At 59.6% G+C, this 21703-nt stretch carries 19 protein-coding genes; all 19 read left to right on the top strand.

Annotation, left to right across the window (positions count from 1 at the left end; translation table 11 throughout):
- Nucleotide 1: 1 nt before the first annotated feature.
- A complete protein-coding gene (locus BN3002_RS04630; protein WP_058236805.1) occupies nt 2-1342 on the top strand; it encodes a replication-associated recombination protein A in 1341 nt (446 codons plus the stop codon).
- A 112-nt stretch (nt 1343-1454) separates the two neighbouring features.
- Complete coding sequence (rpsD, locus tag BN3002_RS04625; RefSeq protein ID WP_058236804.1) at nt 1455-2078, top strand: 30S ribosomal protein S4; 624 nt, start codon at nt 1455-1457, stop codon at nt 2076-2078.
- 124 nt (nt 2079-2202) lie between these two features.
- Nucleotides 2203-4893 (top strand): alanine--tRNA ligase, encoded by a 2691-nt coding sequence (gene alaS, locus BN3002_RS04620; RefSeq protein ID WP_058236803.1) that lies wholly within the window; start codon nt 2203-2205, stop codon nt 4891-4893.
- A 24-nt stretch (nt 4894-4917) separates the two neighbouring features.
- Nucleotides 4918-5415 carry a Holliday junction resolvase RuvX gene (gene ruvX, locus BN3002_RS04615; protein ID WP_058236802.1) on the top strand — a complete coding sequence of 166 codons (498 nt, stop codon included), beginning with the start codon at nt 4918-4920 and terminating at the stop codon, nt 5413-5415.
- A 136-nt stretch (nt 5416-5551) separates the two neighbouring features.
- Complete coding sequence (gene mltG / locus BN3002_RS04610; RefSeq protein ID WP_257525466.1) at nt 5552-6700, top strand: endolytic transglycosylase MltG; 1149 nt, start codon at nt 5552-5554, stop codon at nt 6698-6700.
- Nucleotides 6666-7550: a shikimate dehydrogenase gene (locus tag BN3002_RS04605; protein ID WP_058236801.1), complete on the top strand. Its 885-nt coding sequence runs from the start codon at nt 6666-6668 to the stop codon at nt 7548-7550. Before mltG ends, BN3002_RS04605 begins: the two co-directional genes overlap by 35 nt.
- Nucleotides 7551-7552: 2 nt before the next feature.
- Nucleotides 7553-8248 (top strand): prepilin peptidase, encoded by a 696-nt coding sequence (locus tag BN3002_RS04600; RefSeq protein WP_157843506.1) that lies wholly within the window; start codon nt 7553-7555, stop codon nt 8246-8248.
- A 57-nt stretch (nt 8249-8305) separates the two neighbouring features.
- Nucleotides 8306-9517, top strand: coding sequence for a chorismate synthase (gene aroC, locus BN3002_RS04595; RefSeq protein WP_058236799.1), 1212 nt, complete (start codon nt 8306-8308; stop codon nt 9515-9517).
- On the top strand, nt 9514-11112 hold the full coding sequence (gene aroB / locus BN3002_RS04590) for a 3-dehydroquinate synthase (RefSeq protein ID WP_058236798.1): 1599 nt from the start codon (nt 9514-9516) through the stop codon (nt 11110-11112). The genes aroC and aroB overlap by 4 nt, the downstream gene beginning before the upstream one ends.
- Nucleotides 11102-11635 carry a shikimate kinase gene (locus tag BN3002_RS04585; RefSeq protein ID WP_058236797.1) on the top strand — a complete coding sequence of 178 codons (534 nt, stop codon included), beginning with the start codon at nt 11102-11104 and terminating at the stop codon, nt 11633-11635. Before aroB ends, BN3002_RS04585 begins: the two co-directional genes overlap by 11 nt.
- A 42-nt stretch (nt 11636-11677) precedes the next feature.
- On the top strand, nt 11678-12241 hold the full coding sequence (efp, locus tag BN3002_RS04580) for an elongation factor P (RefSeq protein ID WP_058236796.1): 564 nt from the start codon (nt 11678-11680) through the stop codon (nt 12239-12241).
- A 2-nt stretch (nt 12242-12243) separates the two neighbouring features.
- Nucleotides 12244-12909, top strand: coding sequence for a transcription antitermination factor NusB (gene nusB / locus BN3002_RS04575; RefSeq protein WP_058236795.1), 666 nt, complete (start codon nt 12244-12246; stop codon nt 12907-12909).
- A 153-nt stretch (nt 12910-13062) separates the two neighbouring features.
- Nucleotides 13063-13635, top strand: coding sequence for a bifunctional pyr operon transcriptional regulator/uracil phosphoribosyltransferase PyrR (pyrR, locus tag BN3002_RS04570; RefSeq protein WP_058236794.1), 573 nt, complete (start codon nt 13063-13065; stop codon nt 13633-13635).
- Nucleotides 13635-14627: an aspartate carbamoyltransferase catalytic subunit gene (locus tag BN3002_RS04565; RefSeq protein ID WP_058236793.1), complete on the top strand. Its 993-nt coding sequence runs from the start codon at nt 13635-13637 to the stop codon at nt 14625-14627. The genes pyrR and BN3002_RS04565 overlap by 1 nt, the downstream gene beginning before the upstream one ends.
- A complete protein-coding gene (locus tag BN3002_RS04560; protein ID WP_058236792.1) occupies nt 14620-15942 on the top strand; it encodes a dihydroorotase in 1323 nt (440 codons plus the stop codon). Before BN3002_RS04565 ends, BN3002_RS04560 begins: the two co-directional genes overlap by 8 nt.
- The gene (gene carA / locus BN3002_RS04555; RefSeq protein ID WP_058236791.1) at nt 15939-17141 is read left to right on the top strand and encodes a glutamine-hydrolyzing carbamoyl-phosphate synthase small subunit; all 1203 of its coding nucleotides are present in this window, start codon (nt 15939-15941) and stop codon (nt 17139-17141) included. Before BN3002_RS04560 ends, carA begins: the two co-directional genes overlap by 4 nt.
- The gene (carB, locus tag BN3002_RS04550; protein ID WP_058236790.1) at nt 17125-20439 is read left to right on the top strand and encodes a carbamoyl-phosphate synthase large subunit; all 3315 of its coding nucleotides are present in this window, start codon (nt 17125-17127) and stop codon (nt 20437-20439) included. Before carA ends, carB begins: the two co-directional genes overlap by 17 nt.
- Nucleotides 20436-21284: an orotidine-5'-phosphate decarboxylase gene (gene pyrF / locus BN3002_RS04545; protein WP_058236789.1), complete on the top strand. Its 849-nt coding sequence runs from the start codon at nt 20436-20438 to the stop codon at nt 21282-21284. Before carB ends, pyrF begins: the two co-directional genes overlap by 4 nt.
- A gap of 101 nt (nt 21285-21385) precedes the next feature.
- Nucleotides 21386-21697, top strand: coding sequence for an integration host factor, actinobacterial type (gene mihF, locus BN3002_RS04540; protein WP_058236788.1), 312 nt, complete (start codon nt 21386-21388; stop codon nt 21695-21697).
- Nucleotides 21698-21703 lie beyond the last annotated feature (6 nt).

Raw genomic sequence — 21703 nt, 5'->3', positions numbered from 1 at the left:
TATGGATTTATTTGACAGTGAAGGCATTGACACCAATGGGGTACCCTCGTTCGACGAGCATGCGCCGCTCGCTGTGCGGATGCGCCCCACCTCGATTGACGAGGTTGTCGGGCAGAACCATCTGCTGACGGCGGGATCGCCCCTGCGACGCATGCTGTCAGCGGCAGCAGATTCTGGACCGCTCTCCTCCATGATCCTGTGGGGTCCGCCGGGAACCGGTAAAACGACCCTTGCCTACCTCGTGGCACGCGCCTCACATCGACATTTTGAAGAATTGTCCGCTGTTTCATCGGGAGTCAAGGACATTCGCGATGTCATCGCATCGGCACGCCGTCGCACCGCTGCCAGCGGCGAAGACACCATCTTGTTCGTTGATGAGGTCCACAGATTCTCCAAGTCCCAGCAGGACGCACTGCTTCCGGCTGTTGAAAACCGGTGGGTCACACTCGTGGCGGCGACAACCGAGAACCCGTCGTTCTCCGTCATTTCGCCACTGCTGTCACGTTCTTTGCTGTTGACGCTGCATCCACTCGACGAAGACGGGATTAGCGCATTGATTACCCGCTCGCTTGACGATGCTCGCGGACTGAAGAGTGAATTCACCATCGACGAGGCCGCTTTGGCTAGCCTCGTCCGACTGGCAGGAGCAGATGGCCGGAAGGCGTTGACACTGCTTGAAGCTGCAGCAGGTGCGGCGCGCGATGCGGACGATACGGTCATTGCGCAACACCACGTGGAAACCGCCGCAAACCAGGCGCTCGTGCGGTGGGATCAGGACCAGCACTATGACGTGGCTTCCGCGTTTATTAAGTCAATGCGCGGATCTGATGTCGATGCCGCCGTGCACTATTTGGCTCGGATGATCGAAGCGGGGGAGGACCCTCGCTTCATAGTCAGGCGCGTCATGATCTGTGCCTCTGAAGACGTGGGAATGGCGGCGCCGGAAATCCTCGGAATCTGCGTGGCAGCTGCTCAGGCAGTGGCGATGGTCGGCATGCCTGAGGCGCGTATTATCCTGGCACAGGCCGTGATCGCGGTGGCGACCGCCCCGAAATCCAATGCGTCCTATCTCGCGATCGATAAGGCGCTAGCCGACCTGCGCAGCGGGAAAGGCGGCCCGGTGCCTGCTCATCTGCGTGATGCCCATTACGCAGGTGCGAAGAAACTTGGGCACGGGGAAGGCTACCTGTATGCCCACGATGCGCCGCATTCTGTGGCCGCACAACAGTACTTACCGGATGATCTGCAAGGCACTCAGTACTACCGTCCAACTGAAAACGGAACTGAGGCAATGATCACGAAACGGCTGACAGTGTTAAGGCAGCTGCTGTCCATGGGGTAAGCTATGAGGGTTGTCCACGACAACACCTGGGGTCTTAGCCGTTTGTGTTGACCCCATGTTCGGTTCAACGGGAGCCGGACATGACCCATGAAACAGGAAAGGAAACCGTTTTATGTCGACGAATCGTTCACGGAAGCAGGTGCGCCAGTCACGCGCACTCGGAATCGCACTGACCCCGAAGGCTGTGCGTTACTTTGAGAAGCGCCCCTACGGCCCCGGCGAGCACGGCCGTACCCGCCGTCGCCAGGATTCCGACTACGCCGTTCGTCTGAAGGAAAAGCAGCGTCTGCGCGCACAGTACGGCATCCGCGAAGCTCAGATTCGCCGCATCTTCGAAGAAGCTCGCCGTCAGGACGGCCTGACCGGTGAAAACCTGGTTGAGCTGCTCGAAATGCGCATTGATGCTCTGGTTCTGCGTGCAGGATTTGCCCGCACCATCCAGCAGGCTCGCCAGGTGGTTGTACACCGTCACATCATGGTGGACGGCAAGATCGTTGACCGCCCCTCTTTCCGCGTGAAGCCCGGACAGACGATCCAGGTCAAGCCAAAGTCGCAGACCACTGTTCCGTTCGAGATAGCCGCCTCCGGCGTGCACCGCGATGTGCTGCCGGCAGTTCCGGATTACCTCGACGTTGAGCTGGAACGTCTCAAGGCCACACTGGTGCGTCGCCCCAAGCGCGCTGAAGTTCCAGTGACCTGTGACGTCCAGATGGTCGTTGAGCACTACTCACGCTGAGTATGAACGTGTGATGAGGACCCCGGGTGCCTGTGCGCCCCGGGGTCTTTATCGACACACCGTTTGAGGTCGCCCTTCAGGTGTATCTCGCTTTCCCTCTACTTTTCCAATACGATGAGGACACATGCGCACCTCTGAGATTCGTTCCCGCTGGCTCGACTACTTCGCCGCACACGATCACGAAATTCGTCCATCAGTTTCCCTGATTTCTCCCGATCCATCGATTCTGTTCACGATCGCGGGGATGGTGCCGTTCATTCCGTATATCACCGGCGTTGAACCGCCGCCGTGGCCGCGCGTTGCATCGGTGCAAAAGTGCATCCGCACCAACGACATCGACAACGTTGGACGTACCACGCGACACGGCACGTTCTTCCAGATGAACGGAAACTTCTCCTTCGGTGACTACTTCAAGGAAGGTGCGATCCACCTGGCGTGGAACCTGCTGACCGGCTCGCAAAAGGACGGCATGTACGGCCTGGACGCAGACCGACTGTGGACGACGCTGTGGGAGAATGATGACGAGTCCTACGACGTGCTGACCAAACAGATCGGTATGGATCCGCGCCACATCGTCAAGCTTCCACGCGAGGAAAACTTCTGGGATACAGGCCAGCCCGGACCGGCCGGTCCGTGCTGTGAGTGGCATTACGATCGCGGCCCCGAATACGGTCCCGAAGCTGTGGGCGGCACCGTTGACCCGGGCGGCGACCGCTACCTCGAACTGTGGAACCTCGTTTTTGACCAGTACATGCGTGGCGAAGGCAGCGGAAAGGACTACCCGCTGCTAGGCGAACTCGATGACAAGGCCATTGACACGGGTGCAGGTCTCGAACGCCTCGCATTCGTCCTGCAGGACAAGCCGAATATGTACGAAATTGACGAGGTTTACCCCGTCATCCAGGCCGTCGAAGAGATGTCCGGGCGCCACTACCATGACGATGCCGATGACGACGTTCGCATGCGCGTGGTGGCTGATCATATTCGCTCCGCGATGATGCTGATCCTCGATGGCGTGCGACCCGGAAACGATGGACGTGGATATGTTCTGCGGCGCCTGATGCGCCGAGCCATCCGGTCGATGCGTCTGCTGGGTGTCGATACATCCTCACTCCCGACGCTGATGCCGGTTTCACGTGACGCCATGGCGCCGTCGTACCCGGATCTGGTGACGAACTGGGATCTTGTCGCAGATGTTGCGTACGGTGAAGAAGAATCGTTCATGCACACCCTCGCCTCGGGCACGACGATCCTGAACGCGGCAGTCAAGCAGGCCAGGGAAACGAGCCAGGAGGCGCATTCGACGGCCACCCTCAGCGGTGAAGACGCGTTTGCGCTGCATGACACTTACGGCTTCCCGATTGATCTGACCCTCGAGATGGCGGCCGAACAGGGCGTGAGCGTGGATGAACAGCGCTTCACGGAGCTGATGAACGAGCAGAAGCAGCGTGCTCGCCAGGATGCTCGCGCCAAGAAGACCGGACACGTTGATGTTCGCGTTTTCCACGAGATTGCACATGAGCTGGGCGGGCAGTCTCAGTTCCTCGGATATACCGACATGGCAGCCGACGCGCATGTGGCAGCAATTCTGGTGGATGGCCAGTCAGTGCCCGCAGCAACAGCTCCCGCACATGTTGAGGTCGTCCTCGACCAAACACCGTTCTACGCGGAGATGGGCGGTCAGCAACCCGACCACGGCACCATTCGCGTGGCAGAAGGCGGAGGAGTGGTCCGCATTGATGACGTGCAGGCTCCGATCAAGGGGCTGACGGTCCATCGCGGTGAACTGGTCGAAGGTACCATTTCTGTCGCTGCCGACGCGTGGGCGGAGATCGACACTGAACGCAGGCGCGCCATTGCGCGCGCACACACCGCCACTCACATGATTCATCGCGCTTTGCACCAGATCGTCTCGGACAACGCTACGCAGGCAGGATCGGAGAACTCGCCGTCACGTCTGCGCTTCGACTTCCGCCACAACAGTGCGCTGGAAGCCAGTCAGGTTGATGACATTGAATCCCTGGTCAACGATCGGCTGTCTGATGATCTGGCTGTGACGGATGAAGTGATGCCAATCGAACAGGCTCTGCAGACCGGAGCTATGGCGTTGTTCGGTGAAAAGTACGGTTCCGAAGTGCGTGTTGTGTCGATCGGCGGCGACTGGTCGAAGGAACTGTGCGCAGGTACTCACGTCCCCACAACCGGACATATCGGACGCATCGCGCTGTTGGGTGAATCATCCATCGGATCTGGTGTGCGCCGTATCGATGCACTGGTCGGATCTGGTGCCTACGGATTCCAGGCTCGCGAACATGCCCTTGTTTCGCAGCTGTCATCGCTGCTCGGAGGGCGCCCCGAAGATCTGCCCTCGCGCGTTGAACAGCTGATGGCGCGTGTGAAGAAAGCAGAGAAAGCGCTCGAGGAGGCCGAAACGCGCGGCGCGCTGGCACATGTCGACCAGCTCATCGCTGAGGCCACAATGCATAATGGCATTCGCGCCGTTGCCGCATCGGCCGGCCAGATGAGTTCTGCCGACAACGTGCGTTCCCTGGCGCTCGCCGTGCGCGACAAGATGGGCGAGGGTGAGCCCGCGGTGGTGGCACTGATCGGAGATATCGACTCCAAGCCGAGTATCGTTGTCGCAACCAACCAGAGTGCGCGTGAGCGCGGCGTCAAGGCTGGAATGCTCGTGCGCACTGCTGCGCAGGTTCTCGGTGGAGGTGGCGGTGGCCGTGATGACGTTGCCCAAGGTGGCGGTCGTGATCTGACGAATATGGATCAGGCCCTGTCAGCGATCACCGACTCGCTGAAGTAAACAGGGAAGGTAGACCTGGTGAGCATGCGAACGGGAGTACGTCTGGGACTGGACGTGGGGACCGTGCGCATCGGTGTGGCCAGGTCCGATGAACGCGGGATCGTGTGCCTGCCGGTGGAGACCGTTCATGTTCAACGGGATCATTCTGAAATCGATGATCTGTTGGACATCATCGATGAATACGATCCGATTGAGATCGTGGTCGGGCTGCCTCGGCACCTGAAGGGGACAGAGGGACAAAGTGCCCATATGGCCCGTAGCGTGGCCAACCGAATTGCGGCACGCTGGCGTGGCGGACGCATCTGTATGGTGGATGAACGCTTAACCTCCAATCAGGCTCACAGCAGGCTCCGGGACAGTAAAGTGGAAACTCACCGCCATCGGGAGATGGTGGACCAGGTCGCGGCTCAGATTATTCTGGAGCTAGCGCTGGAGAGCGAACGAATATCGGGGACTCCGCCAGGGCAGACCGTGTCTCTGGGAGATCCATCGTTGAGTAGTGGAAAGGCCGAACGTGACTGATTCAGACCCATTGCGGCCACCGTTCCCTTCACGAAGGGATCGTCACCGTCACCGGCAAACCTCGCAAGAATCCAGGACCTCTCAGCCCTCACAGCGTGTACCTCGCCCATCGTCAGGGGGCACTCCGGCAGGTGGTGTGGAACTACCGACGCGCGCGCAGCGCCGTGCACAACTCAGTGCCGAGGCGCGCCGCAATGCAGCTCGTCAGCAGCGCAAACGTCGAACTCGACGCAAAATTCGGACTTTTATCGTCATCATTGCCGTGCTGGCTGTTCTGGGCGGAGCGGCGTATGTTGCCGTGTCTGCACTGAAGTCCACTGGAGTTGTGGCGGACCAAAGCGATGACTACCCAGGCCCCGGCTCAGGAAGCGTCGAAGTCACCATTAACAAAGGCGAGATCGGTTCCGATATTGGAGTTAAACTTGTCGAGGCCGACGTGGTGAAGTCAGTTGCAGCCTTTAACCGCGCGTTTGAAGCAAATAAGGCGGCATCGGGCATCAAACCCGGCACGTACCAGCTGAAGAAACAGATGTCGGCTTCTGGTGCCGTGGCAGCGTTGCTGGATGAAACCAACCGTACGGAAAACACCGTGACTGTCACCCCAGGTTCGGTACTGAAGCAGACTCTCGATAAAATGCGTGAAGTGAGCGGCTTCAGTGACGAGGCGATTCAGGAAGCCATCAACAACCCTGAAGCACTGGGACTGCCTGCGCAGGCTCAGGGTAATCTCGAAGGCTGGCTTGAACCAGGTTCGTACGAGGTATCTCAGGACGATACGCCTGCTGACCTGCTCTCGGAGATGATTCAGGCGCGAGTCGACGCACTGGATCAGGCAGGAGTACCCGAGGACCAGCGCCAGACCGTCCTGATTAAAGCTTCCATTGTGGAGCGCGAAATGCACCTGGAAAAGTACATGCCGATGGTGGCACGCGTCATTGAAAACCGCCTGAAGGACACTGAAGGTGAAACTCGTGGCCAGCTCAAGATGGATTCCACCGTCCTGTACGGTGTGGGCAAGTATGGCGGCGTTCCTACGAAGGATGACCTGGCCAACGACAACCCGTATAACACCTACCTGATCAAGGGACTGCCTCCGGGGCCCATCGCCTCGCCATCATCCACAGCAATTAACGCGGTCCTCAATCCTGAACCCGGTGACTGGCTTTATTTCGTCACCATCGACCTTGACACCGGTGAAACCCTGTTCGCGACGACGAACGAGGAACAGGAAAAGAACAAGGCAAAGTTCGATGAATATTGCGAAGCCAATCCCGGAAAGTGCTGACACGAGCCGCTGGGCGGCGGTCATTGGGTCGCCCGTGGCGCACTCGTTGTCACCCGTCCTGCACAGGACCGCATGGGACGATCTGGGGTGTGACCCACGGTGGGCCTACCGACGCATCGAATGCGACAGGGACGGCGTTGCATCCCTGATCCAGCAGTGGGATCCGAACTGTCTGGGACTGTCAGTGACCATGCCGTGTAAGCAGGTCATTGCCCCGCTCATGGATGTAGTTGATCCGCTGGCCAAAGCAGTGGGATCCATCAACACTGTCGTCCCGGCAGGCGGGGTACTGACCGGTCTGAACACGGATGTCGAAGGCATCGTGGAAGCTGTCAGGCGAGCGCGCACTGGACTCGAGCCGATTCGCAGCGCAACGATCCTGGGGGGCCGCGCAACTGCCTCATCCGCGCTGGCTGCGCTGAAGAGCATGCACGTTGATGATGTCCGTATCGTCGCGCGGCGCTTTTCGGGGCCAGGATCCGTTGTTATGGCAGAAAGCCGCCTGGGCGTGACCAGTACCCACATCATGTGGGATGACACTGAACGCGTCATCGCCAGCCTGGATGAAACTGATGTCGTGATCTCCACTATGCCCGCCGGCGTGTGTGACAACATTGCCGCACGTGTACGGCCACGATCCGAACAGACTCTGCTGGACGTGGTGTATGCACCGACTATCACACCACTCGTTCAGGCCTACCGTGACCGTGGGGCGCGCATTGCTCACGGCCTCGACATGCTGGTATTCCAGGGACTGGCGCAGGTGCGCGTGATGACCAGTCGAACACCCCGAGTCGAACCCGTCATGGATGCGGTGTATCGTGCAGCGGAAGTACCTCGAGCATCATGATCATGGGCAACGATGTTGGAGCGCTGTCACTGGCGCTGTCGCTGATGGTCTGGATCGCGATCGCCATGTGGCTGAACCGCGCAGGATGGCGCGTTCAGCGTCGCTACTTCACCACCATCAACATGAGGCCTATGAATCGCATGACGGTGGTATGGGTCTGTGCCCTCACCGGCATGGTCACCCTGCTTGCCGCGCATGCCTCACCGATGGCGCCCGCGATCGTCACTCTTGCGATGATCGGGCCTCTGAGCGCGTTCGTTGACGCCAAGACCCATAAGTTGCCCACGCGTTACACCCTCGTCCTTGCTGGGGGTGCCATCATCGGCATCGCGTCAGTCATTTTCTGCAGCGAGTACGCTCAACAGGTCAACGACACGTGGTGGATCTCCATGATCGGCGGAATGGTGATGTGGACTCTGCCCTTGTGGCTGTCAGCGAAGATTTCGCACGGAGCAGGCTACGGTGACGTCAAACTTGCGCCGGTGCTGGGTGCACTGACAGGTATCCCCGGATGGGCATGCACGTTGGGTGGTCTGGTCATCTGTTTTGTGGGAGCGGGCATCGCAGCGGTGTGGGCGATCATTGCGCTGGGAGCTCATGGCCGCACCCGCGTCGCTCTGGGCCCGTGGCTCATTGGCGGAGCAGCGCTGGCACTGGTCCTGTGGGAGATCATCCCGTCCTGGCAGATACCTGCGTGAGGCACACGGTAGTGGAATGAGATGCTTCGACGTCGCTCAATGTGACACACTCGGAGCATGCTCAGATGGATCACCGCTGGAGAATCACATGGCCCGGCTCTTGTCGCGACCCTGGATGGACTACCCGCCGGCATCACATGCACGACGCAGACCATCACGCAGGCATTGGCTCGCCGCCGCCTTGGATACGGACGAGGCGCACGTCAACGCTTCGAACAAGACGTCGTGCACATTCTGTCCGGTATTCGTCACGGCACCACCCTCGGATCTCCGATCGCCGTGACCATCGAGAACACAGAATGGCCCAAGTGGGAAACCGTCATGAGTGCGGATCCGGTGGATCCCGACGCATTGCTCGTCAATGCCGGAACCGGCGATGAGCGCGAAGTTGCCCGCAATAAACGCCTGACTCGGCCTCGTCCAGGACACGCTGATCTGCCAGGAATGCTGTCGTACGGCCACGAGGATGCCCGGAATATCCTCGAGCGCGCTTCTGCGCGCGAAACTGCCGCTCGGGTCGCTTTGGGAGCTATTGCCGAGGAATATTTGCGCCAGGTTGCCGGAATTGAACTGGTCAGCCACGTCGTTGCTGTCGGAGACCGCTATGTTGGCTCCACCACGCTTCCGACTCCGCGCGAAACCCAGGCCCTTGATGAGTCGCCCGTACGCACCCTGGATCCGCAGGCTGAACAGGAATTCACGGAGGCGATTGATAAGGCTCAAGGCAACGGTGACACGATCGGTGGTATTGCTGAAGTCATCGCCTACAACGTTCCGATCGGAATCGGCACGCATGTCAGTGCTGACCAACGCCTGGATACCCAGCTTGCCGGTGCGCTCATGTCCATCCAGTCCGTCAAGGCCGTCGAAATCGGTGACGGCTTCCTGCAGGCACGCATGCCTGGGTCAACCGCACATGATGAAATAGTTCATGCCGACGACGGCCACCTGACCCGAACTTCCAACCATGCGGGCGGCATTGAGGGCGGGACCAGCAACGGGCAGCCGATTATTGTGCGCGCAGGCTTCAAACCGATTTCCACGGTGCCGCACTCGTTGCGAACCGTGGATATGGCAACCGGTGAGGATGCGCAGGCACTGCATCAGCGCTCCGACACGTGTCAGGTTGTCCCCGGAGCAGTCATCGCGCAGGCGATGGTCGCCCTCGTCATGGCTCGGGCGCTTCAATCACATGCGGGCGGGAATTCACTGGAAGAATGCAGGCGCAATCTGCGAGCCTACTTGGCCGCTATCGAGACGCGCGCATGAGCGCGATCCCCGCACATCTGCCGATTTTCCTGGTCGGACTGCCGGGGGCAGGCAAGACCCGCGTCGCACGGCTGTTGTCTGAACGCCTCGGAGTGCCGTGCGAAGATACTGATGAGATTGTTGTGCGCACCCAGGGTCGTCCCGTCACTGATATCTTCAGGGACGAGGGCGAAGCAGCTTTCCGTGAATATGAACGTCAGGCGATCGAATTGGTCTTGAACCACCGTTCGGTGATCTCACTGGGCGGGGGAGCTGTGACCTCGCCTCAGGTGCGGCAACTGCTGAAAGGTCAGACCGTTGTTTTTATCGACGCGGACCACGATGAACTGGTGCGCCGGACCTCGGGCAAGAATCATCGTCCGCTCCTGGCAGGTGATGCCGATGCTGCTTTACGCAGACTACGCAGTGAACGCGCAGGCTACTACGATGAAGTGGCGACCATACGTGTGACCTCGGATTCAGGTCCAGTGGAGCGTGTTGTGGAGGACATCATGATGACGTTCAGTGACGTGACGACACTGACAGTGGACGGACCTGCTCCCTATGACGTCCTGATCGGACACTCGCTTGTGCCACAGGTGTTGACCCACTACGTTCCCGGCGGGTCACGCACCCTCATTGTGCACCCACCGGCAGTGGCCGAGTACGTCAACCAGATCGCTGACAACCTGACGCGCCAAGGTGTTGAGGTGGCCGTCATGGAACATCCAGATGGCGAAAGCGGAAAAACCTTTGCGGTCGCGGAAGCTGGATGGCAGGCAGCAGCTGAAGCTCACATTGGCAGACGAGACACCGTGATTGGGATTGGCGGGGGAGCAACCACTGACCTGGCAGGTTTCATCGCCGCCACCTGGCTGCGCGGAGTGGACGTGATCCAGATCCCGACGACGCTCCTGGGCATGGTCGATGCAGCGGTGGGAGGCAAGACCGGTATCAATACGCCGGCCGGCAAGAACCTCGTGGGATCATTTCACACGCCGCGCGTTGTGATCGAGGACGTCGCGCTGCTGGACACGCTGCCGAGCCAGCAGATGCGCTCAGCGATGGGCGAGGTCATCAAGTGCGGTTTCATCGCAGACCGCGCGATCATTGATCTGATTCGTGACCACATCGAAGACACTGCTGTGCTGATCGATCCGCACGGACTCTACCTGCGAGAACTGGTGGAGCGTTCCGTTGCCGTCAAGGTGCGTGTTGTCAGTTCCGACCTCAAGGAATCCGGTATGCGCGAAATTCTTAACTATGGCCACACCCTCGCGCATGCCATTGAGCGGCAGGAAAGCTTCACGTGGCGACATGGTGACGCTGTGGCCGTCGGCTGCATCTTTGCCGCCGAACTCGCCCACGCCCGCGGCATGCTCACTGACGAGGATGTCCAGCTTCACCGCGACCTGTTCAGCGCGTTTGACTTGCCTGTGTCCTACAGCGGTGCGCGCCTCGACGACCTTGTCCAGATCATGAAGCTGGATAAGAAAGTGCGCAACGGCGAACTCAGGTTCGTCCTTTTGGACGGTAGTGGCCATCCGGTTGTGCAGGTGGTTGATCCTGAGCAGCTGCGCATTCCAGCGAGCAAGGTAGGCATTCATGCTGACTGAGAGTGGACCGAGTGTCGTCCTTATTGGAGTGACAGGATCGGGTAAGACGACGGTGGGACGGCTCTTGGCTGACCGTCTGGGATTGCGTCTCATGGAGACAGACGACGTGGTCTCACGTGACCTGGATTTGTCCATCCACCAGCTGATTGTGAGCCGCGATCCGCGCCTGGAAGACGCGCAGCGGCGTACAGCTCTTCGTCTGCTCAGCCCAGACGGCCAGGCACGTGGTCAGATCGTCACCCTCAGCGCATCGTTGCCGACAGATGAAGGGGTGCGTGCCGCACTGCTCAAAGCACGCAGCAACGGCACAACCGTAGTGGAGCTGGCTGCCACCCCTGCAGAGATCGCACGCCGAGAGAATATGGGTGCCCCTCGGTCAGTCGCCCTGGGCGCTCCGCGCGCGATGATGACGCAGATGATGAAAGAACTGCGGGAATCATATGCGCCACTGGTTGACGTGAGTGTGAACACGGTTGGGGTCAGTCCCGCTGACGTGGTGAGGAATATTGCTCAATCGTTGTAAGATAGCGGGCGATTAGGTTTTGTCGAGAGTGAAGGAATGCACGTGGCTACTACAAATGATCTGAAGAACGGCCTGGTGATGGTGATTGACGGCCAGCTGTGGCAGGTTGTCGAATTCCAGCACGTCAAGCCCGGTAAAGGCCCTGCATTCGTTCGCACGAAGATCCGCAACGTGATGTCCGGCAAGACCGTCGACAAGACGTTCAACGCAGGCGTCAAGATCGAAACAGCCACTGTGGATCGCCGCGACATGACCTACCTGTACCAAGATGGCGATGACTACGTCTTCATGGATCAGGAAACCTACGAGCAGATCATGGTGCCGCGCGAAACTGTGGGCGACGCCGTGAACTACATGGTGGAGAACCAGGATGTCATCGTCTCCCAGCACGACGGCCAGGTTCTCTTCATTGACCTGCCGGCAACTGTGACACTGACTATTACGCACACCGAGCCCGGCCTTCAGGGTGACCGCTCCTCGGCAGGCACCAAGCCAGCGACGCTCGAAACCGGCTATGAAATCCAGGTTCCTCTGTACATGGAGGAAGGAAGCCGCATCAAGGTTGACACCCGCACCGGCACATACTCCGGACGAGTCACTGACTGACCGTGTCCGCTTTCGCTTTCACTGCCCGCACCAAGGCCCGCAAGCGCGCAGCCGACGTCATTTACGAGGCCGACCAACGCGGTATGGGTCGCAACCCGGAAGTTCTTCGCGACCTTCTGCGTGAGCGGCGTGTCGTTACCGCAGCGCAGACACCGCTGCCGGAATACTCTCTGCAGATTATCGAGGGCGTGGCAGAGCGCCTGCACGACATCGATACATTGCTGCGTCAACACGCAAAAGTGCACGGTCTGGATCGGATGCCGGCCGTTGACCTGGCCGTGCTGCGCGTTGCAGTGTGGGAACTGCTTGTGAACGAGGACGACGTTCCTCCGCTGGTTGTCATTGACGAGGCGGTGTCGATCGTGAAGTCCATTTCGACTGATGATTCGCCTGCTTTTGTCAATGCCGTGCTCGATGCGATTCGGCGTGACCTCGAGACGCCATCGTGGACGCGTGAGCGTGTGATGGACGAGCCTGCACGTCCTGACGAGCCTGACCCGGACAGCGGCAGCGAGCCTGCACGTCCTGACGAGCCTGACCCGGACAGCGGCAGCGAAGCTGACACGCAGAATCCGAGCTTTGCTGATGTTGAAAAGCAGCATCCAAGCCTTGCGGATGTTGAAAATATGAATATGGATGAGCTTGACGAGCTCTTGTCGGACTACTGAGCCTGGAGGCCGCTTCCACTAAACGGAAGCGGCCTTCACGTATGTAATGTCACCTCGGCGCGCCCGCCGACAGACGCGCGAGTGCGCTACTCTAAAAACCGGAACGATCAACCTTTAAGGTCCGTCCTGTGAGGCGGGGAAGGGAGGTCCACTGTGGGCCAGTCATATCCACAATCAACCGAGCGAGATGCCCGGGGCAAAGAAGTCCTGGGAGGTGATGACATCGCTCGTTCCCTGACCCGAATCGCCTACGAGATCATCGAACGCAACAAGGGTGCACGTGGCCTTGTCATTGCGGGAATTCCTACACGCGGTGAATACCTCGCCCGCCGCCTCATTGAACGGATCAAGGAAGTCTCTGGCGAGCAAGCCGATCTGGCGATCATTGACACCACCATGTTCCGCGATGACCTCCATCGTCATCCCATCCGCACACCCCACCCGAGCAGTATCCCTGCCGGCGGGATCGATGCGCGCGTGGTTGTCCTCGTCGATGACGTGCTGTATACCGGGCGCACGATCAAAGCGGCGCTGGATGCCCTTGGATCACTGGGACGTGCAGATTCTGTACAACTGGCCATCCTCGTCGATCGCGGACACCGTGAGCTGCCAATCCGCCCCGACTTTGTCGGCAAGAACCTGCCGACCTCGCGTGAGGAAACAGTCAAGATTCTCCTGACTGAAACCGATGGGAAAGACGCCGTCATTCTGGGAGGACACAACTGATGACTTTCTCGCACCTGCTCAGTATTCGCGACCTGACCCGCGAAGATGCCATCGACATCCTCGACACTGCCGAAGCAATGGCGGCCACGCAGTCCCAGCGAGTCAAGAAATTGCCGACACTGTTGGGACGCACCGTCGTTGACCTGTTCTTCGAAGACTCCACGCGCACACGCTGGTCGTTTGAGACGGCTGCGAAACGCCTGTCCGCCGATGTCATCACCTTCCAGTCCAAAGGATCATCGGTCGCCAAAGGTGAAACCCTCAAAGATACGGCCTTGACGCTGCAGGCAATGGGCGCAGATGCCGTCGTGATCCGGCACCCCTCATCGGGCGCGGCTCACCGCCTCGCTCACGCGGGCTGGATCGACCTGCCCGTCATCAACGCAGGCGATGGCACTCACCAGCATCCCACCCAGGCGCTGCTCGATGCGATGACGCTGCGTCGCCACTTCAAGCGTGACGTGAGCGACCCGTCCGTCAACCCTGTTCCTGCGGGCACGGATCTGGCGGGCGCACGCGTGACAATCGTGGGCGATGTTCTGCATTCGCGTGTGGCGCGTTCCAACGTTGACCTGCTGAGCCTGCTGGGTGCGCACGTGACCCTGGTGGCACCGCCCACATTGCTGCCGATGGGTGTGGAGCAGTGGGCCTGCGACATTGACTACGATCTTGATCATGCGATCGACGAGGCTCCCGATGCGCTCATGATGTTGCGCGTCCAGCGTGAACGCATGAGCGGTGCCGGTGGAGGATTCTTCCCGTCACCGGGTGAATATCACGATGCCTACGGCCTGGACGTGCACCGCTATGCGCGTCTGAGCGACCACTGCATCATCATGCACCCCGGCCCCATGAACCGCGGCCTCGAAATCTGCGCAGAAGCGGCCGATTCGCCGCGATCCGTTGTTGTTGAACAAGTTGCCAATGGCGTGAGCGTCCGTATGGCGGCTCTGTACATGCTGCTTGCCCCGGAAGGAACCCACCGTGACTGATCACCCCACTCAACTGCTCATCACCGGACTCAACATCGAAGGAGACGGTCAGACCGACCTGCTCATCGAAGACGGAGTCATCATTGCCGAGGGCGACCAGGCTCGCGTCGATGGCGCCCACGCACACACGCTGGATGCAGACGGGCTCATTGCACTGCCCGGACTGGTAGACCTCCACACGCACCTGCGTCAGCCAGGCAAACAAGACGCCGAAACCGTCGAATCAGCCTCCCGCGCTGCGGCGGCAGGCGGCTTCACCTGCGTGCACGCCATGGCGAACACGTTACCCGTAGCCGACACAGCATCGGCAGTTGAACAGATCTGGTGGATGGGCCAGGAAATCGGATTGACCGAGGTACGCCCCGTCGGCGCCGTCACGAAAGGTCTTGAAGGCAAACACATGGCCGCACTGGGCGCGATGGCGAACTCGCGCGCTCAGGTTCGTGTCTTTTCAGATGACGGCAAGTGCGTGTCGGACCCGGTGCTCATGCGCCGCGCTCTCGAATACGTCAAGTCCTTTGGGGGAGTAGTCGCCCAGCACGCGCAGGATCCTGGACTGACCGAGGGCTCCCAGATGAATGAGTCAGAACTGTCCGGTGAACTGGGCATGCCCGGCTGGCCTGCAGTGGCAGAAGAGTCCGTGATTGCGCGCGATATTCTGCTGGCTCAGCACGTGGGATCTCGCCTGCATGTGTGTCACGTGTCGACCAAAGGATCGGTGGAACTGATCCGCTGGGGTAAGCGCATGGGTGTCAATGTGACAGCCGAAGCGACCCCGCACCACCTGTTCCTGACGGAGGACCTGGCTGCCACCTACGATCCGATCTATAAAGTCAACCCGCCGCTGCGCTCACGAGAAGATGTGGACGCGGTGCGTGAAGGCCTGGCCGACGGCACGATTGACATCGTCGCAACGGATCATGCGCCGCACAACATGGAAGAAAAAGACTGCGAATGGCAAGCCGGCGCATTCGGCATGCTTGGACTGGAAACGGCGCTGCCCATCATTATCGAAACGATGGTGAAGCCCGGACTGATGGACTGGCACGACGTGGCCCGCGTCCTGTCACGCACCCCGGCGCGCATCGGCTTGGTTGACCATCAGGGGCTGTCTCTCACCGTCGGTAACCCCGCGAATATCACGCTGGTCGATCCGACCGTGCGTGTGCGCGTCAACCGCTCTGACTTGCATTCACGCTCCGTCAACACGCCGTATGACGGAATGGATGTCACAGGTCGGATCATTCATACGATCTTCAACGGGAAGGTCACCGTCCGTGACGGTGCTTTGGCGGCAGAAGGGACCGCACAATGACCACACACGATGATCTGGCCTTGCTCGTCCTCGAAGATGGGCGCATTTTCCGTGGACGTGCGTGGGGAGCGCGTGGCCGCACGCTGGGTGAAGTCGTCTTCGCCACGTCAATGACGGGGTACCAGGAAACATTGACGGATCCGTCCTATCATCAGCAGATTGTCGTCATGACCAGCCCACATATCGGCAATACCGGCGTCAATTCGGAGGACTCCGAATCCTCACAGATCTGGGTCGCCGGATTCGTGGTGCGTGACCCGGCCCGTCGCGCGTCCAACTGGCGTGCCTCAGGAGAGTTGGAAGAAGAACTGATCCGCCAGGACATCGTCGGAATCGCAGATGTCGACACGCGAGCCATTACACGCCACATCCGCTCTCACGGTGCGATGCGCGGGGGGATCTTCTCCGGCACCGCGCTGCCTGCAGGTGCCGAGTACATGAGCGAGTATGTGTGTGAGTCACTGGTACGCATCGTGCAGGACCAGCCTCACATGGCCGGTTCATCGCTTTCACAGGCGGTGTCAACGTCGCACACGTACGTGGTGCCGGCAGCAGAAGACGGAGCCGACAATCACAAACGCGTCGTGGCAGTGGATCTGGGCATCAAATCACGTACACCCGAGCAGCTCGCAGCACGGGGTGTTGACGTCTACGTCGTGCCCCAGAACATCACCGCCGGTGAGATCCTCGAACTCGAACCTGACGGCGTATTCTTCTCCAACGGTCCGGGTGACCCCTCAACCGCCGAGCACCAGATTGGTGTGCTCCGCGCCATCTTGGACCAGGGGATTCCCTTCTTTGGCATCTGCTTTGGCCATCAGCTTTTCGGCCGAGCTCTGGGATTTGGCACTTACAAGCTGGAATTTGGTCACCGGGGGGTCAACCAGCCAGTGCGCGATGAGCGCAGCGGACGAGTGGAGATTACCTCTCACAACCACGGTTTCGCCGTGGACGTGCCAGTCGGTGAGCCGGTAGTTGCTCCCTTCGACAAGGGACGGTACGGACGAGTTGAGGTCAGCCACATTGACCTCAATGATCGAGTGGTGGAAGGCATACGCGCCCTCGACATTCCAGCATTCTCCGTCCAGTTCCACCCCGAGGCGGCGGCCGGTCCCCACGATGGGGAACACCTCTTCGACCAGTTTCTTTCCATGCTGAGCCACGATAAGGAGGATGCTTCCGATGCCTCAGCGCACTGATCTGAAATCCGTCCTCGTCATTGGTTCAGGCCCGATCGTCATCGGTCAGGCATGCGAATTTGACTACTCCGGGACGCAGGCCTGCCGTGTCCTGAAAGAAGAGGGCCTGCGGGTCATCCTCGTTAACTCGAACCCCGCAACCATCATGACCGATCCGGCGATGGCGGATGCGACATATGTGGAACCGTTGACCTGCGAAGTGGTCACCTCCATCATTGAAAAGGAACGACCCGATGCGTTACTGCCCACCCTGGGTGGCCAGACCGCCCTCAACCTCGCCGTTGAACTGGCAGAAAGAGGCGTACTCGAGCATTACGGCGTTGAACTGATCGGCGCCTCCATCGAGGCGATCCAGGCTGGTGAAAACCGTGAGACGTTCAAGGAAATCGTGGCGCGCTGCGGAGCTGAAGTTGCACGCTCAACCATTGCGCACACGCTGGAAGATTGCCATGCTGCTGCCGAAGAGCTCGGCTATCCGCTGGTAGTGCGTCCCTCGTTCACCATGGGCGGTCTGGGTTCGGGTATTGCGTTCACACCCGACGACCTTGACCGCATCGCTGGCGCAGGCCTCGAAGCGTCCATGACCACCGAAGTTCTGCTGGAAGAGTCCATCCTGGGATGGAAAGAATACGAGCTGGAACTGATGCGCGACGCCGCCGATAACGTGGTGGTTGTCTGTTCGATTGAAAATGTTGACCCTGTGGGCGTGCATACCGGCGATTCGATCACGGTTGCTCCGGCTCTGACCCTGACCGACCGTGAACTCCAGCGGCTGCGCGATATTGCGATCGCCGTGATCCGTGAAGTCGGCGTGGATACGGGTGGCTGCAACATTCAGTTCGCTGTGCACCCGCAGAGCGGGCGCATCATCGTCATCGAGATGAATCCGCGCGTGTCACGCTCTTCAGCTCTGGCCTCCAAGGCAACCGGTTTCCCGATCGCGAAGATCGCGGCACGTTTGGCCACTGGCTTCACCCTCGATGAGATTCGCAACGACATTACAGGCTCCACGCCGGCCTCGTTTGAACCGACGTTGGACTACGTGGTGGTGAAGGTTCCACGATTCACTTTCGAGAAGTTCCCTGAAGCCGATGAGACGCTGACGACATCCATGAAGGCCGTGGGCGAAGCAATGGCGATTGGGCGCAACTTCACCGAAGCCCTCAATAAGGCGCTACGGTCCCTCGACAAGACGGGCGTGCAGTTCCACTGGGACGGCGCCGATCCAACACCGGCAGATGTCGAGGACCTGCTCACCCGCATCGCCACCCCGACCGAGCACCGATTCGTTCAGGTCCAACAAGCCCTGCGCGGGGGTGCAACCCTGGAACAGGTATGCGAAGCAACCGGCATTGACCCGTGGTTCATCGACCAGATCATGCTGATCAACGAGGTCGCCCGCAGCGTCAGGAACGCGCCGGCGCTGACTCCGGACGTGCTCACCGCGGCCAAGCGGCACGGCTTTTCGGATCGACAGATCGCGGTATTGCGTAGCCTGACCGAAGAAACTGTGCGCCAGGTTCGCCACGCCTTCAACATCCACCCGGTGTTCAAGACAGTCGACACGTGCGCAGCCGAATTCGCGGCACGCACCCCGTACCATTACTCCTCCTACGATGAGGAAACGGAAGTTACTCCACGCAGTCGCGAAGCAGTGATGATTCTGGGTGCTGGGCCGAACCGAATTGGTCAGGGTCTTGAGTTCGATTACTCGTGTGTGCACGCAGCATTCGCACTGCAGGATACCTACGACACGATTATGGTCAACTGCAACCCAGAGACTGTGTCGACCGATTATGACATCTCAGATCGTCTCTATTTCGAGCCGCTGACCCTGGAAGACGTCATTGAAATCTACCGGGCAGAATGCGAGGCTGGTCCCGTTAAGGGTGTGTTGGTCCAGCTGGGTGGACAAACGCCACTGTCACTGGCCTCCGACTTAGAAGCGGCAGGTGTGCCGATTCTGGGAACTACGCCCTCGTCGATTGCGCTGGCGGAGGATCGCGAAGCCTTTGGTCATATTCTCAGCGAGGTGGAGCTGCCCGCACCTGCCCACGATATTGCGCACACGCCGGCGCAGGCTTTGGGTGTGGCGCAGGCGGTTGGATACCCGGTCCTGGTGCGCCCCTCGTTCGTGCTTGGCGGGCGCGGAATGGCGGTCATTAACGATGCGGACGCCCTGCGCGCCTACCTCGACCGCCCCGACATTGACGAGCTGTTCACCTCAGGTCCGCTCCTGATCGATCGGTTCCTTGACGACGCCATTGAAATTGACGTTGATGCGCTCTACGACGGCACCGAGTTGTTCATGGGCGCAGTGATGGAACACATCGAGGAAGCGGGCGTCCACTCGGGCGATTCGGCGTGTGTGCTGCCACCCATGTCACTGTCGGAGCGGGAAGTTGCCCGCATTACAGCTTCGACGGAAGCACTCGCCAGCCAGATCGGAGTGCGCGGCCTGATCAACGTCCAGTTCGCGCTCATGTCGAACGTTCTGTACGTGATCGAGGCCAACCCGCGTGCCTCGCGTACGGTGCCGTTTGCATCGAAGGCGACAGGCGTTCCGCTGGCGCAGGCGGCAGCCCGCATCCAGGTCGGCGCATCGATCCGGCAGCTCGTCGACGAGGGTGTCCTGCCCGCTGTTGACTCTCGGATCATCAATATGAATGCTCCCATTGCCGTGAAGGAAGCGGTATTGCCGTTCTCACGATTCCGCCGCGCTGACGGCGGGGTAGTGGACACAATTCTGGGTCCGGAGATGCGGTCGACCGGTGAAGTGATGGGAATTGACTGGCGTTTCCCGGCAGCCTACGCCAAGTCTCAAACTGGCGCGTACGGCGAGTTGCCAACGGATGGCACAGTGTTTATTTCGGTTGCTGACGGTGATAAGCGTGCCATGATTCTGCCGGTCGTGCGTCTGGCTGAATTGGGTTTCCACATCTTGGCAACGGAAGGCACTGCCTCAGTTCTGAGGCGCAACGGCGTGGATGCGCACATTGTGCGCAAGGGTTCTGACGGTCCTGGCCCCGACGGGGAACCGACCATTATTGACCTGATTCGTGACGGATTTGTCGACATGGTGGTGAACACGCCCCAGCGTTCGGCGCATCGCCAGGATGGCTTCATGATTCGAGCAGAGGCAACCGCAAACAACCGCACGATCATCACGACGCTGCAGGCATTCAGTGCCGCTGTTCAGGCAATCGACGTGCGCTTGGGTGGCACATATGACGTGTGTTCACTTCAGCGATGGGATGAGTTGCGTGCGCATGGAAACGAGAGCGGTGAAGACAAGTGAGCACAGCAGGTTTTGGTGATCGTCTGTGGGATCTGATGCGCCAGCGAGGCCCGCTGTGTGTGGGCATTGATCCCCATCCGGCGCTGCTTGATCAGTGGGGGCTGGAACGCAGCGCGCAGGGCGTGCGCGAATTTTCGATGCTGGTTGTTGATGCCCTGGGCGATCATGTTGCTGCCTTTAAACCCCAAAGTGCACTGTTCGAGCAGTACGGCTCTGCCGGCGTAGCTGTCCTGGAAGAAGTGATCGCCCGCTGCGGCGACACGGATGCGGTATGCATTGTGGATGCGAAGCGTGGTGACATCGGATCCACGATGGATGCGTATGCGGCAGCATATCTGGGGGAGGGGTCACCGCTTGCCGGCGATGCACTGACCGTCAGTCCATATCTGGGTGTCGGAGCGCTGGCACCTGCCTACGAGCAGGCACAACAATCCGGACATGGTGTGTTCACACTGGCCCTGACATCGAATCCCGATGGTCACGGCATTCAGCATGCGACGGTGGACAATGCTCACAGCGTTGCAGGGCTTATCATCAGCGAGGTCAACACCCTCAACACAAAATGTGATTTCCAACACATCGGTCCGTTTGGTTTGGTGATTGGAGCAACGATTCAGTCGGCGTTAACCGACCTGCACATCAACATTGAGGATTTCACAGGTCCAATCCTGTCTCCAGGAGTTGGCGCGCAGGGTGCCGGATCGGAACAGGTCAGAGATGTTTTTGGACGTGCTGTCGATCGAGTGCTGGCGTCTTCGTCCAGGCAGATCTTACGCTGCGGTCCGGAAAAAGACCGTTTGGTTGGTGTCGTGAAGGAGATCTGTGACTCTTTGAGGTTCCAGTGACACGGAGTTGATGACACGCCTCGAATTCCCTCGTAAGTGGCGCTTTGGGGCCATACTTAAAGCGTGAGTAACACATGTCACAATTAAGGGAGGTGAGCGGCGTGGCACTACCTAAACTCACTCCGGAACAGCGATCAGCTGCACTGGAGAAAGCCACGCAGGCGAGGCGCAGGCGTGCTGAAATTAAAACCGCGCTGAAGTCTCGATCCATGACATTGAGTGAAGTTTTTGACTTGGCTGAGTCTGATGAGGCAGTCGCAAAGATGAAGGTGACGTCCCTACTGGAGTCTCTTCCGCGCGTTGGAACCAATACCGCTGCAAAGTTGATGGCAGACATCGGTATTGCGCCCACTCGGCGTGTGCGAGGTCTCGGACCTGTTCAACGGGAAGAATTACTCAAGAAATTCGGATGACGTGGC

Source organism: Actinomyces ihuae, assembly GCF_001457875.1.
Taxonomy (GTDB): domain Bacteria; phylum Actinomycetota; class Actinomycetes; order Actinomycetales; family Actinomycetaceae; genus Pauljensenia; species Pauljensenia radingae_A.
This window is presented reverse-complemented; position numbering and strand designations above follow the sequence as displayed.